Here is a 13,462-nt window from a genome sequence, read left to right as displayed (position 1 = left end):
ATTCAAATCAGGGAATAATAGATAAACAATCTGATATACAGATAAAATAACCCTAAAACTTATCATTATGAAAAAAAAGCATTACCCTTACACGATTTGTATCGTAGTCCTCACGGTGTATTTCACCGTTTTATCGCAGGCTGTACTGTTTGCTCAAACTGCTGTAAGCGCAAACGTTTCCAACACCCGGCCGGTAGCCGGCGAGGAAATTGCCGTCAACCTCAGCGTATCCGATGCCCTGGATTTTTACTACGGGAGCATCGAAGTATCCTGTCAGGAAGATCTGCTGGAATTCCTCTCGGTTGAAAACACAGGACTAAGCCAGCCGGGAATCAACAACTCCGGACCCCTCGGTACAGGAACGACCGGTGCTTCCGTTTCCAGAACCGATCCCCTGGAGAATCCTTCCGCGGGTTCTTATATGATCCTGAACTTCCTTGTAAAAAATACTGCCCCTTCCACCACTACCGATCTGACCTTTGCAAACCAGGAGATTTTCGATTCCGGGGGCAATGAAATACCCACCGATCCTGTAAATGCCATCCCCTTGGAAATCCAGGAAAGCATAAGCGACCTGGATATGGCCATATCCGCGGAAAATACGGTAACAGAAGGCGAAACATTTGATGTTACAGGAACGTTATATGCCACTGGAATAACCGACACTGGAAGAATTGAAACCCGGGTGGGAATCAGCGAAGAAAATACGGACCCCTCCACCTGGGATGACTCCGTCTGGATGGAAATGGAATACACGGAAAAAGATGCAAATGACTATCTTTACTATACCCGTGAGATAGCCTATAAAAGACCCATAGGAACATGGTATGTAGCCCTGCGTTCACGGCTGGATGACGGTTCCTGGGTGTACGGGGGAACAGAGGGTATCTGGGAAGCAGAGGACAGTCCGAATGCTGTACTCTACATCAACAGAAAAGCTCCATACCGTCACACATTGGCAGAGTGGAATTTCGACGAGGAAACGCTCACCCCGTCATATTCAATTCCGGCCAATCAGGAATCCGGAATAGAATTATCCGGTGCTTCATTTGAAGGATATGCCTCCGGTGCTTCAGGCAGAGCAGCCAACTCGAACAAATGGGAAGACGGATCGGATGGATCTAAGTACTGGTGGACTGCTTTTTCCACCTCCGATTTTACCGATATTGAACTCTCATCCAAACAATATGGATCAAACACGGGACCCCGGGATTATAGGATAGAAATAAGCACGGACGGCAATACATGGGAAGAAGTTGATGGTGGGAATATTCGTGTGGGCAACAACTGGTCGTCAGGCGTACTGGATACGCTTGCTCTCCCCGAATCCATAGCTGACCGGGAATATGCGTTCATCCGCTGGGCCATGGCCGGTGATACCAGCGTAAACAACGGAGACATTGGCTCCAGCGGAACCAACCGTCTGGATGATGTGCTGATTACCGGCGTGAATGCAGCGCCGCAAAGATTAGCGGTTTACCCCGGAGATGCCAACGGGGACAGCCTGGTTAATGCCGATGATGTACTTGCACTGGGAAGATACTGGCTAACTCACGGACCGGCACCCGTTTACAACAGCACGGAGTTTGCAGCCCGCGAGGTGGAAGCATGGATACCTCCGGAAGCAACCCATGCAGACACACGAGGTGATGGCCAGGTGGATCACCGGGATCTGATGCCCATCGGACTCCATTTCAATCAATCGGTTTCAGCTACACTGAAACTGAATGAGCCACCATTGACCGAAATGGTCATCGAGCCCCAGCAAGCCGGTGCCATAATACCATTAACAATAGCCTGCGAAACACACTCCGACCTCAGGGGTGTGGCACTTAGCCTGGCAATAACAGGTATAGATGCAGAACAATGGGAAATCCAAAATATACAACCACTATTCTGCCCGGAAACCTGGTTTGACAACTTGCTTTCCTTCACAATAAAGAGAGACAATACATTTGAGTTGGCTTACGTGCTGAAAGGTACCGGAGACATTACCAGCTCCAGGGAGTTGATCGCCCTTGATCTGAAAGCAAGAAACGATTGGCCCGGTCCCGTAACCGCTTCCTTAAACCGGGCAACAATAAGTAATGCAAATTCCAATACACAGCCAATCAGATTCCTCAATATCACGGGAACAAATACACAGGAAAGATCCATGAAATATGGCTCAGAATTATTGGCCAACCAGCCCAATCCTTTTCATGATTATACCATGATACCCTACGAAATATCCTCCGAAACCCATGTACGTCTGGAAGTACTCAATATGCAGGGTCAGGTTATTTCAACCCTTGTGGATCAGTTTCAAAACGCCGGGAAGTATACGCACCATTTCGATCCTTCTGATTTTCCGGCAGGTATTTATCTGTACCGGATGCAAACCGGAAGTGGGTATGTAAAGTGCAGGAAGATGAGCGTGGTGAAATGAGCACAGGGCAAGGAGCACAGAGCTCAGGGCAAAGAGCTCAGAGATCTGGGCGCTCTGCTCTATGCTCTGTGCTCTATGCTCTGTGCTATACGCTGAGCCTTTAGGTATTTCTGTATTTCCTCCCGGACCTGTCTTACCTCTTTCGTATCCGGCAAAGAATCAAATATTTTTTCCAGAAAACCTTTTTCCTTCAGGATTTCGTATGATCTTGAAAAATTCAGATCGTACACCCATCCCACCTGAAGGAGTTTAAAATCATTTAGTGTTTCAAGATTTCTCAGGTCCACCAGGCGGCCATTCATAAGATCATCAATATTTTTCCGGTTGAACTCCGGTTTATCGGGCAGATCAAGCTGCAAGGTATTATTCGTTTCTCCGTTGCCACAGTAATAATCGGTAACCAGGCGCCAGATATCCAGCTTGTCCGCATCCCGTAAAAGCTTAATGAATCTTAGCTGCCGTTCATCTTGATCATGTGGAACTTCCTTCCGGTTGTGATGCAATATGGCTGTATAAACATCTTCCCGTTCATCTTCCAACAGATCTTTCAGAATATCCTTTTCCTTCAATACCTCTACGCCCAGCCAGGCATGATTAACCGATTTTTTGTCGGAAAAAGTGCCGTACCTGCGGAATTGCTCAAAACGACCCACATCATGCAGCAACCCTGAAGTTTCAATGATCAGTTGATCATTGTCCTTCAATGGAATACTCATTCCCAGGTCGGCGGCATTTCCCCAAACCCTTCGGCTGTGGTCTCGCTTCAGCCCGATGTTCCTTTGAAAAGCCGGATCATTGCTGTGGAACTGTTCTATATATTGCTCAAACCATGATTGTATGCTGTAAAACTGTTCTCTTGTCATAGGCGCAAAGTTAATAAATATTTAACTGTAACAAGAAAAGCCCCGGAAGGGTTTAATGGCGTTACCACCGGGTGAAAGCCAGGGAAGAACCTGCCCAATTGCGGCACGGAGGCTTCATAAAACTAATAATCAAGGTACAACGCCGTGGCAAAGGTGTACAAGACCATGGGATTACCGGACAAAACTGTGGCAACACTGCACAATGGCGTGGCAATGGTGCACAAGAGTGTGGGATTATTGCACAAGACCGTGGCACCGGTGCACAAGACCAGGGAATTACTGCACAAGACTGTGGCATCGGTGCACAAGATTATGGAATCATTGTACAATATCAAGGTAAAGGTGTACAAGAGTGTGGGAATGATGCACAAGAATAAAAAATACTGCACAAAACTGTGAACTCGTTAAATAATACAAAGGTAATGATGCACAAAAGTCCGGAAATGATGTACAAGACCACTGGATAAGTCTACAAAGGTGTGTAAGTTGGATAAAGCCATTCAAAAGAAATTGTTAAGGATATTACGAAAAATGACAATACTCATAATATTCCTGAATCCATTTTAATAGTTTTGTTACCAATAACGTTTAACCTTCTTAAAATATCAAAATTATGCCCAAAGGATTCTTCAAAGTCCCAACAGCCAAAAACGAACCTGCCAGGAGCTATGCCCCCGGCACAAAGGATCGTGAAGAACTGAAAAAAGCGCTCAAAGAGCTCAAATCCAAAGATCTGGACATACCCATGATCATTGGAGGAAAGGAAGTACGCACTGAAAACAAAGTCCCCGTTCATCCGCCCCATGAATTAAAACACACGCTGGGATATTACCACAAAGGTGATGAAACCCATGTAAAACAGGCCATCGAAGCCGCTTTGGAAGCCAAGAAAAAATGGGCTGCTATGCCCTGGCATGAAAGAGCTGCCATCTTTCTCAAAGTAGCAGAACTACTTACCGGCCCCTACCGCTATAAGATCAACGCGGCGGCCATGCTGGCTACTTCCAAGAGCTGTCATCAGGCCGAAATAGAAACGGTTTGTGAATTTGCCGATTTCATGCGCTATGGGGTTGATTTCATGAGCCACATATACGACCAGCAGGTATATTCACCCGACGGGATCTGGAACCGTGTGGAATACCGCCCGCTGGAAGGGTTCATCTTTGCATTGACGCCTTTTAACTTCCAGGCCATAACTGCGAATCTACCTGCCGCACCGGCCATGATGGGCAATACCGTGGTCTGGAAACCGTCGAAGAACAACCTGTATGCAGCAAACGTGATCATGGAGATCTTCCGGGAAGCCGGTGTACCCGACGGCGTGATCAACATGCTGTTTGTATCCGGTCCGGCTGCCGGAAAGGTGGTTTTTGAGCATCCGGATTTTGCCGGATTCCACTTTACAGGCTCCACCTCGGTATTCCAGAATGTCTGGAAACAGATCGGCGAGAACATCAAAACATACAAATCCTATCCCAGGATTGTAGGCGAAACGGGCGGTAAGGATTACATATTCGCTTCGCCTCAGGCGGATGCACAAGCTGTTGCCACAGCTATTACCAGAGGTGCATTTGAATATCAGGGCCAGAAATGTTCAGCAGCTTCCAGGGTTTACCTGCCGGCCAACCTGGCGGATGAAATCCTGGAACAGGTCAGGGAAGATGTGAATTCCATCAAGGTGGGATCCCCTGAAGATTTCTCCAATTTCATGAATGCTGTGATCGACGAGGCTGCCTTTGAAAAGCATTCTGCGGCTATAGATAAGGCCAAAAAAGACAAAGAAGCTGAAATTATAATCGGTGGCGAATATGACAAATCGGAAGGATACTTCATCTATCCCACGGTAATTAAAACAACCGATCCCCATTACTACACCATGGAAGAAGAGCTCTTCGGACCCATCGTAACGGTTTATGTGTACGAGGAAAACAAGATGGAAGAAACGCTGGACGAACTTGACAATACTTCTATTTATGGGCTTACCGGGGCCATTTTCTCACAGGATCGTTACGAAATCGACTGGTTAACCAAACGGCTTCAGCAAACAGCCGGTAATTTCTATGTAAACGACAAACCTACGGGTTCTATCGTTGGCCAGCAGCCATTTGGCGGTGCAAGAGGCTCTGGAACCAATGACAAAGCCGGCTCGTTTATCAACCAGCTCCGATGGGTATCCATGCGAAGCATCAAGGAAAACTTCAATCCTCCGAAGGATTACAGGTATCCCTTCCTGGAGGAAGAATAAAGAGAATATTATCAACTCATAGAAAAGGGGTGCCTAAAAAGTTAGAAATTTAAGAAAGCCCTGCAAAACACTAAATCCCACAAAATAACGAATAAAGATTTTAGTGGGATTTGGTGCTTTGGTGCTTTGATGCTTTGGTGGCGAAATATTTTCTTTTAGAACACCGCCCTTTTTATTTGTTCTTAATTTTCATTGCTTTCTTTTGACCCTTTTGATTTTTATATTACCTTTGGCCCAAAGAGGATAAACCATGGAATCACTTCAAAAAATCCTAAAAAGAATTCTTCCCGCCTTAAAAAACAAATATATCCTAACATTCCTCATCTTTTTGATATGGCTCATATTTTTCGATCAAAACAACCTGGTGGACCGCGTAAGGCAAATGAACCGGCATGAAGAGCTTCAGGAAGAAAAGAAATTCTACCTGCAAAAGATCAGGGAGGATTCGGTCAAACTTCACCAACTGAAAACCAGCGAGGAAAATCTTGAAGAATTTGCGCGCGAAGAGTACTACATGAAAAAAGAGAACGAGGACCTTTTTATTATTGTGGAAGAAGCTGATGACTAGAAGGGGTGTGAATGAACTGAAGCAACGACTGGCACGACGGCACGATAGCACGACAGCACGAATGAACGAAAGAACGACAGCACGAGGACACAATAGAGCGAGTGGGCGACAATGCGACTGAACGAAATGCAGCTATAGGTAACGCGAGACCCGGAACATGAGACTCGAAACAATAGAACTACAGCACGGCGGCACAACTGAAGGAGGGAACGAAAGAACGACAACACGGCAACCCGACGAAACGACTGGCAAGACGGTATGATAGAACGATGGAGCGAGAGAGCGAAATTAGTAGCAAGCTATAAATCAACAAGTAAATCAAACTACAAGCACCAACTTTAGCTACATCCCACCCTTGACGAGAAACCCGGGATCCCCGATAAAAAACAAAACCAATTAACCTGAGACAGTGAATCCGAAAAACAGGATTTTTTCTTGCCTTGATATCCAGGCTATTTGCCTTGAATTTTGTGCCTTCTCAAATAGTATATTCTCTACTGCGTTCTATTTCTCTGTATTTGCTGAGTAACTGAAAAATCCGGGAGTTGACTGAGCTGTTGTCAAACTGCCCGGAATAACCAAGCATTTTCAGCATCTCGGAGGCAGCCAGATGAACAGGAACCTTATCCAGAAATTTATCATGTACCACATGCATATACCGGATGATCTTCAGCCCCCCAAACCACTGAAAAAAATGTTTCCTAAATACTTCCGGCCTTTTGCAGTTGTTATTGATCCTTTTGATTTCATCCTTCAATCCGACGGATCTAAGAAAATCCTCTAAGCCCGGCTCCAATGCATTCAAATAATCTTCCACTTCCCTCTCATTGCAATGAAATAGCTGGTCTATACCATAAAAAAACGCTTTAAGCGCACGAAATGCTTCGGGATCATAGGTCATATAAGGTTTATCAGGCTCCCTGGTAATTTTTTCAACCTCCGGTCCGGTGCCGAATAAAACCCTGCCGGAAAAACGTGGTGAAGGATAAACGGCCGTTGAATGCACCTCACAGATGTTTCCCAGTTGAAAAACCTTATTCAGAAAATAAAAATCTTCGCCGGCTTTCCGCCTGATCATCCCGCCCTGTTTTACATAAGCCAATGCACGCACAAAAAAAGCAGAGCCAATGGTATGAAAAGCATAGGGAAAACCGGTCCATCTTAGTGCCTGATTATAGTACCTCAGAAACAGTTCATACTTTGCGACCGCATCATATATATCCCGGGAAAATTCCCCGCCTTCCACAGGATGCTCAAAATAAAGAATGCCTGCATTCATGGCAGGTCTCTTTGCTATGGTCTGTTCAATCGCTGTAAAATAATTATCTGCTACGGCGGTATCCGCATCCAGGGAAATGATGTAGCCATCATCCCTGTTGAGCTGCTCAAACCTGTTGATGGCCTCGTCCATTCCGATCTTTCTGGCCATCCCGGCTCCGAAATCCTTCCCGGGAATTTCAGGTACGTACAGGGCATATGCAGCAAAGTCCCGGTCGCAGTAGTTCCTGCTCCAGGTATCAATCTCCCTGAGCGTTTGTCTGTTTTTTTCTCTGATATCTGCGGAAGTTTCCCTGGAAGAATTAACCACAACAATAATTTCTATCGAATATCGGGGTCTTTGAGCTTTCCAAAGGGCGTTCAGTGTATCAATTAACCCGTCCTCGTCGTAGCTGGGTATGACCACAACGTACTTTAAATCCTTTGCAGGGGATGCAGAAATAAAACTTTCAACTCCCCTGTTCTTCGCCAAATATTGTGCAGCAAAACCCATATTCAAAAACGGATCGCTATAACTACCAGGCAATACTATCTACCGATGTCATATTATTCAATCTGCCTATTCATCCAGATTGATCTCATTAAGCCGTAGATCAAGATCAAAATAAGTATTCCAGATACCATTTTCAAACCGCAGGCCGTCGTACGAAAAGTCGGGACCATAGAATTCGCGTTGCCCCTCATATTCAGGTTTTGAGGGAGATAGATGATCATAAACGATCATATCTTTATCCTTATTATACTGAAGCGTCATGGAAGCAAATTCAGCATATTCAAACAGGATCCGCTTTGACATCTCCCGTTGGTTCTTAAATATTTCAGCTCCGAATACCGGCTGGTTGTTTTTATCAAAATGCAATACGTCGATCACCTTCCTGTTGGTCATATAATCGTTCGGATCGTATCCCAAAAGGGTATAATAAGTCTTGTCAAACCGCCCCTCCTTGGGAATAATGCTATAATACAAGGCTCCATACCAGTTGTCCTTATCCAGTATTTTGTTTTCAGGTTCCTCTATTTGTTCGGATTTGTCTTTCAGTTCATAACTTATCAATGAGTCCGCTTTTCTGCGCTGAATAAAACAATGATAAACATGATAGCCCGCTTCATAGGGAACATTCCAGTTATAAACCTTCACCTTACCATCGGATGATTTCAAAATACCGGCATTGGACAGGGAGTCGAAAGGATATAAAAAGGAGCTTTCCTGATCAACGAAGCTTCTGAATTTATCCATAATTTTCCTGTTGATCGCTTCCCTTTTCTTGTCGCTGCCTGCTGATGCCAGCGAATCAAAATGGCGGATGAGATACTGTTCTGCCTTTTTCATATCCACCTTATCACTGGTATCCTGGCCGCAGGAAACGCGAGCAGTAACTAAACCAACAAACAAAACTATGATCAGTAACCTCACTTTCTTCATATAATACATGACCAAGTCAAATTTCTGTTGTACAAAAATAACATTTACTATCTACAAAGCATCCAAAGCCTTTTGAATTCTCCGGATGGATTCTTCGATCGCCTCTTCATCAATTGTCAGTGGAGGAGCGATCCGAAAAGCTTCCGGTTTGAATATGAACCGATCGGTAATGATGCCGTTTTCCGCCAGCTTGTTCATGGCACCGGATGCGGTATCGGCACGCTCCAGCTCGACGGCAATAAACAAACCGGTACCCCACATGTTTTTGATCTTCGGATGTTTCAGTTTTTCCAGGTATGTTTTCCCCTTTGCTGTTGCTTCATTGCTCAGTTCTTCCTGAAGAATCACCTGAAGACTTGCATGGGCCGCTGCAGCAGACACCGGATGCCCGCCGAAAGTGGTGATGTGACCCAGACCGGGATTTGCTTTAAGCGAATCCATGATGGGTTTGGAAGACACAAAAGCTCCAATGGGCATTCCTCCTCCCATCCCCTTGGCTATGGTAAAAATATCCGGATAAACATCAAAATGGGTCATTCCAAAAAGCGAGCCGGTCCTGCCAAAACCGGTCTGCACCTCATCGAATATAAGCAGAGTCCCGGTTTCAGTGCATCTTTTCCGAAGTTTCTCCAGGTAATTGTTACGGGGCAAAACGATACCTGCCTCTCCCTGTATGGGTTCCACCATAACACATGCAGTTTTTTCCGTGATCTGCTCCAGATCATCTTCCTTATTGAAGGTTATATACCGAATGTCCGGAAGCAACGGCCGAAAAGGATTGCGATACCTTTCATCGCCCATCAGAGAAAGTACTCCATGTGTACTGCCATGATAAGCATTCCTGCATGCAACAATTTCCGTTCTTCCGGTATATTTCTTGGCCAGTTTCAGCGCTCCTTCGTTGGCTTCGCTGCCCGAATTAACAAAATAAATGTTATCAAAGCGGCCGGGAAGCCGGTTAAGAAGCAATTGTGCAAATTTTACCTGCGGATACTGAACCAGCTCTCCGTAAACAAGGAGATGCATGTGTTTGTCCACCTGGTTCTTAATCGCCTCCACCACATGGGGATGCCGGTGCCCCACATTGCTTACTGAAACCCCTGAAACCAAATCGATATAGTCTTTCCCACTCGTATCATAAAGATAAATCCCCTCAGCTTTTTCAATTTCAATGGCCAAAGGATGATCTGTAGTCTGACCTATATTTCGCAGGAAAATTTCCCGGTTGGATATCATAATTGGGATTTAAGAGTTAGAATACAAGATTCAAGATACAAGATATAAGATACAAGATTCAAGATTCAAGATTCAAGACATAAGAAACAGGATACCGGATGATGGTCGGCTTAGCTGGTTCAAATAAATCTTTTCAAAACAGGCCGCAGGAACCGCATCCTCCATTTTGATCAATTTCCCGGCGGCATTTGATCTCCTCAACCCGAGCGCAGTTAATTCCAAGCTTACGCATCTCTTTATTCCGGCCTATTTCCGTCTCGGGAAATTTCCCGTTTTTCTGGATCAGCATCCGGATGCCCAGAAAAATTAAAGCTATTGCAACAATCAATATAGCGGGTAAAAGCAGTTTAATGAACATCATTCTTTGATATTTTCGGCAAAAATAGCAAAAATTCATTATTTTGGCATGGAAAAAATTTGTTACCTATGAAGCCTTTTACCACACCCAAACTGATCATAAGCCGCTGCCTTGGATTTGAAAACTGCCGGTACGACGGCGGGATCATTAGTGACTCATTCATTAATAAATTAAGCGCTTATGTAAAATTTGTTACGGTATGTCCGGAAATGGAGCTTGGTTTGGGTGTACCCAGAGACCCCGTCAGGCTGGTGATAAAAGACAACAGGAAACATTTGTTTCAACCGGCCACAGGTTTGGATTTCACGGAACAAATGGAACAATTTACAGGAGATTATCTGAACAATCTGGAAGAAATGGACGGATTCATCATGAAACATAAATCCCCATCCTGTGGCCTGGGAAATGTGAAGATATTTTCAGGATTTGAAGGAAAAAATCAACATTCGCGAGGACCAGGTTTTTTCGGAGACGCCCTTATGAAGCAGTATGCAAACATGCCGGTGGAAGATGAAGGAAGACTTCGTAACTACAGCATCCGTGAGCACTTTCTTACCCGGATCTTTACACTGGCAGCCTTCAGGGAACTGAAAAAAAATCCCACCATGAAAGGCCTGGTGGATTTTCATTCCAACAATAAAATGCTTTTTATGGCCTATAACCAAAATAAAATGAAAGAACTGGGCAAAATCACCGCCAACCATGAACACCTGAAGACTGAAGAGGTAATCAATCAATATGAAACACACATGCTCCGTCTGTTAAAAACCATGCCCCGTTTCACATCCCGGATCAACATGTTGCAGCACGCTTTTGGATTTATCTCAGATAAACTGGGATCAGACGAAAAGAAATTCTTCCTCAATTCCATTGAAGAATACAGGGATGAAAGGATCCCCCTGAGCGTACTGATCAAACTGCTTAATTCTTATGCTCTGAGATTCAAACAGGATTACCTGCTCAGGCAAACCTTCCTGAACCCATTTCCACTGGAACTTGTAGAAATTACCGACTCGGGCAAAGGAAGAAACCGATAACAACAATCAAACTCCTTCAATATGAAAACAACAATCAAGCTTCTACTATCTTTGCTGGTTATAACCGGTATTTTTTTCGGCTGCAGCAGGAATGCCGAAAAAAAGGAAGAGATAACCGGTAAAAATATCCGCCATGCTGAAAAGCTCACTGGTCTCTCTTTCACTGAAACGGAAAGGGACTCTATGGTAAAAGATCTAATACAGCAGAAAGAAGGTTATGAAAAAATTCGCAGCGTAGAACTTCCCAATTCGGTTCCGCCTGTTATCCGTTTCGACCCCGTACCCGGATGGATGAATATAAATAAAAAACAACAGCCAATCGTCTGGAATATGGAAGAAAAAGTCAGTAAACCAGACAACACTGAGGAACTGGCATTTTATTCACTACCCGAACTGGCCTCATTAATTAAATCACAGAAGATCAGTTCAGTTGAACTGACCAAAATGTATATCAACAGGCTTAAAAGATACAGCGACACACTCAATTGCCTGATCACCCTTACGGAAGAGCTGGCCCTGGAGCAGGCCAGGAAGGCTGATGAAGAGATCAGACGGGGCAATTACAAAGGACCCTTGCACGGTATCCCTTATGGCCTGAAAGATCTGGTAACTGTAGAAGGATACAAAACAACATGGGGAGCTGCTGCCTATAAAAACCAGGAACTGGAAGGCAATGCCACCGTCTATAAAAAGCTGCGGGATGCCGGCGCCGTGCTTGTGGCCAAACTCTCTATGGGAGCACTTGCTATGGGTGATGTCTGGTATGAAGCGACAACCAAAAATCCCTGGGACATGGAACAAGGATCCAGCGGGTCCTCTGCGGGCTCGGCTTCTGCAACAATAGCCGGACTGGTGGGATTTTCACTGGGAACAGAAACTTACGGCTCCATCGTTTCTCCTTCAACACGTTGTGGAGCAAGCGGACTGCGGCCCACTTTTGGCCGTGTCAGCCGGACGGGAACAATGGCTCTGAGCTGGACCATGGACAAGATTGGACCCATCTGCAGGACCGCTGAAGGCTGTGCCATGGTATTCAATACCATTCAGGGATCCGATCAGCAGGACCTTACAGTAAAGGATTATCCCTTCAATTACAACACAAATACCGAAATATCGGAACTCAAAGTAGGTTATCTGAGCGAACTTTTCGATCAAACATACCGGGGCCATAAAAATGACAGCCTGGCCCTGGAGAAAATCAAAGATATGGGTATTAACCTGCATTCGGTTAATCTGCCCGACAGCATTCCAGTCCAACCACTCCTGCTCATTCTGGAAGCTGAAGCTGCTGCAGCATTCGACAAATTAACCCGGAGTAACCGGGACAGCCTGCTCGTAGCCCAGCACAGGCATGCATGGCCGAATATCTTTCGAAAATCCAGGTTTATCCCGGCGGTGGAATACATTCAGGCCAACAGGCTGAGAAAAATATTAGCGGACCAAATCAACAGGCTTTTCAGGAAGTTTGATGTAATCATAGCTCCAAGCTTTGGAGGCAACCAACTGCTTACAACCAACCTTACCGGGCATCCCTGCGTGGTGGTGCCCAACGGATTTGATGATCAAGGTCATCCCACCAGCATCAGCTTTTTGGGAAACCTTTACCAAGAGGGAAAAATACTGGAAATGGCAAATGCCTTTCAAAAAGCCACAATCCATGATGAGCAACACCCCAAATACTTCAAAGAATGAACCGGTATGTATTGATACGGCCATTCGTATGGGGTTTCCCTGAGGATGGACCGGGTTCGTGGACAACGTAAACATCCGGATTTCTCTTTCAACGCCGGCTTTTCTAATGCTAATTGGGATGTGTGGATGCCTTCTTTGACCCATTGCCTTGCCCCGGAGAAGAAGTATAGGAATGATGAGAGCCGGATATTTCGGGGGCAAAAAGACAAGGTTGGTATCCGTGCTTATTCTCTTCTGCAATCTCCAGTATGCGTTTGAGCGGCAATGCTAAAGGATTCACCATGTTATCGGCAGATTCGGAATACCATACTTTCCTTTGCAACACCTCAATTTT

12 protein-coding genes are annotated in these 13,462 nt (G+C 45.2%); 6 read left to right on the top strand and 6 right to left on the bottom strand.

Annotated features, from left to right (window positions below):
• Window positions 1–67 precede the first annotated feature (67 nt).
• Window positions 68–2,428 carry a T9SS type A sorting domain-containing protein gene (locus tag KGY70_09350; protein ID MBS3775382.1) on the top strand — a complete coding sequence of 787 codons (2,361 nt, stop codon included), beginning with the start codon at window positions 68–70 and terminating at the stop codon, window positions 2,426–2,428.
• 59 nt (window positions 2,429–2,487) lie between these two features.
• Here KGY70_09350 and KGY70_09345 read toward each other — a convergent pair whose 3' ends face one another.
• Window positions 2,488–3,291 carry an HD domain-containing protein gene (locus tag KGY70_09345; protein MBS3775381.1) on the bottom strand — a complete coding sequence of 268 codons (804 nt, stop codon included), beginning with the start codon at window positions 3,289–3,291 and terminating at the stop codon, window positions 2,488–2,490.
• A gap of 144 nt (window positions 3,292–3,435) precedes the next feature.
• Here KGY70_09345 and KGY70_09340 point away from each other — a divergent pair, with 144 nt between their 5' ends.
• The 3 genes from KGY70_09340 (at window position 3,436) to KGY70_09330 (ending at window position 6,104) form a co-directional block, all read left to right on the top strand.
• Window positions 3,436–3,690 (top strand): hypothetical protein, encoded by a 255-nt coding sequence (locus KGY70_09340; protein MBS3775380.1) that lies wholly within the window; start codon window positions 3,436–3,438, stop codon window positions 3,688–3,690.
• 214 nt (window positions 3,691–3,904) lie between these two features.
• A complete protein-coding gene (pruA, locus tag KGY70_09335; protein ID MBS3775379.1) occupies window positions 3,905–5,536 on the top strand; it encodes an L-glutamate gamma-semialdehyde dehydrogenase in 1,632 nt (543 codons plus the stop codon).
• A gap of 250 nt (window positions 5,537–5,786) precedes the next feature.
• Complete coding sequence (locus tag KGY70_09330; GenBank protein ID MBS3775378.1) at window positions 5,787–6,104, top strand: septum formation initiator family protein; 318 nt, start codon at window positions 5,787–5,789, stop codon at window positions 6,102–6,104.
• A 478-nt stretch (window positions 6,105–6,582) separates the two neighbouring features.
• Here the strand turns inward: KGY70_09330 and KGY70_09325 are convergent, their stop codons facing one another.
• The 4 genes from KGY70_09325 to KGY70_09310 form a co-directional block, all read right to left on the bottom strand.
• Window positions 6,583–7,875: a glycosyltransferase family 2 protein gene (locus tag KGY70_09325; GenBank protein ID MBS3775377.1), complete on the bottom strand. Its 1,293-nt coding sequence runs from the start codon at window positions 7,873–7,875 to the stop codon at window positions 6,583–6,585.
• A gap of 66 nt (window positions 7,876–7,941) precedes the next feature.
• Window positions 7,942–8,814 (bottom strand): hypothetical protein, encoded by an 873-nt coding sequence (locus KGY70_09320; GenBank protein ID MBS3775376.1) that lies wholly within the window; start codon window positions 8,812–8,814, stop codon window positions 7,942–7,944.
• A gap of 42 nt (window positions 8,815–8,856) precedes the next feature.
• Window positions 8,857–10,041 carry an aspartate aminotransferase family protein gene (locus tag KGY70_09315; GenBank protein MBS3775375.1) on the bottom strand — a complete coding sequence of 395 codons (1,185 nt, stop codon included), beginning with the start codon at window positions 10,039–10,041 and terminating at the stop codon, window positions 8,857–8,859.
• Window positions 10,042–10,174: 133 nt separating this feature from the next.
• On the bottom strand, window positions 10,175–10,402 hold the full coding sequence (locus tag KGY70_09310) for a hypothetical protein (GenBank protein ID MBS3775374.1): 228 nt from the start codon (window positions 10,400–10,402) through the stop codon (window positions 10,175–10,177).
• A 65-nt stretch (window positions 10,403–10,467) separates the two neighbouring features.
• Between KGY70_09310 and KGY70_09305 the strand changes: the two genes are divergently transcribed.
• Both KGY70_09305 and KGY70_09300 read left to right on the top strand, forming a co-directional pair.
• Window positions 10,468–11,436 carry a DUF523 and DUF1722 domain-containing protein gene (locus KGY70_09305; GenBank protein MBS3775373.1) on the top strand — a complete coding sequence of 323 codons (969 nt, stop codon included), beginning with the start codon at window positions 10,468–10,470 and terminating at the stop codon, window positions 11,434–11,436.
• A 21-nt stretch (window positions 11,437–11,457) separates the two neighbouring features.
• Window positions 11,458–13,128, top strand: coding sequence for an amidase (locus KGY70_09300; GenBank protein ID MBS3775372.1), 1,671 nt, complete (start codon window positions 11,458–11,460; stop codon window positions 13,126–13,128).
• A 109-nt stretch (window positions 13,129–13,237) separates the two neighbouring features.
• Here KGY70_09300 and KGY70_09295 read toward each other — a convergent pair.
• Window positions 13,238–13,462 (bottom strand): hypothetical protein (locus KGY70_09295; GenBank protein ID MBS3775371.1); only part of this gene is annotated, 225 nt, incomplete at its 5' end.

The sequence above is a fragment of the Bacteroidales bacterium genome (assembly GCA_018334875.1).
Taxonomy (GTDB): domain Bacteria; phylum Bacteroidota; class Bacteroidia; order Bacteroidales; family UBA12077; genus JAGXLC01.
This window is presented reverse-complemented; position numbering and strand designations above follow the sequence as displayed.

Bases quoted from the DNA above. Each gene is read 5' to 3' on its own strand.
- KGY70_09305 (MBS3775373.1), top strand. From the start codon at position 10,468: ATGAAGCCTTTTACCACACCCAAACTGATCATAAGCCGCTGCCTTGGA.
- KGY70_09345 (MBS3775381.1), bottom strand. From the start codon at position 3,291: ATGACAAGAGAACAGTTTTACAGCATACAATCATGGTTTGAGCAATAT.
- KGY70_09320 (MBS3775376.1), bottom strand. From the start codon at position 8,814: ATGTATTATATGAAGAAAGTGAGGTTACTGATCATAGTTTTGTTTGTT.
- KGY70_09315 (MBS3775375.1), bottom strand. From the start codon at position 10,041: ATGATATCCAACCGGGAAATTTTCCTGCGAAATATAGGTCAGACTACA.
- KGY70_09310 (MBS3775374.1), bottom strand. From the start codon at position 10,402: ATGATGTTCATTAAACTGCTTTTACCCGCTATATTGATTGTTGCAATA.
- pruA (MBS3775379.1), top strand. From the start codon at position 3,905: ATGCCCAAAGGATTCTTCAAAGTCCCAACAGCCAAAAACGAACCTGCC.
- KGY70_09300 (MBS3775372.1), top strand. From the start codon at position 11,458: ATGAAAACAACAATCAAGCTTCTACTATCTTTGCTGGTTATAACCGGT.
- KGY70_09350 (MBS3775382.1), top strand. From the start codon at position 68: ATGAAAAAAAAGCATTACCCTTACACGATTTGTATCGTAGTCCTCACG.
- KGY70_09325 (MBS3775377.1), bottom strand. From the start codon at position 7,875: ATGGGTTTTGCTGCACAATATTTGGCGAAGAACAGGGGAGTTGAAAGT.
- KGY70_09330 (MBS3775378.1), top strand. From the start codon at position 5,787: ATGGAATCACTTCAAAAAATCCTAAAAAGAATTCTTCCCGCCTTAAAA.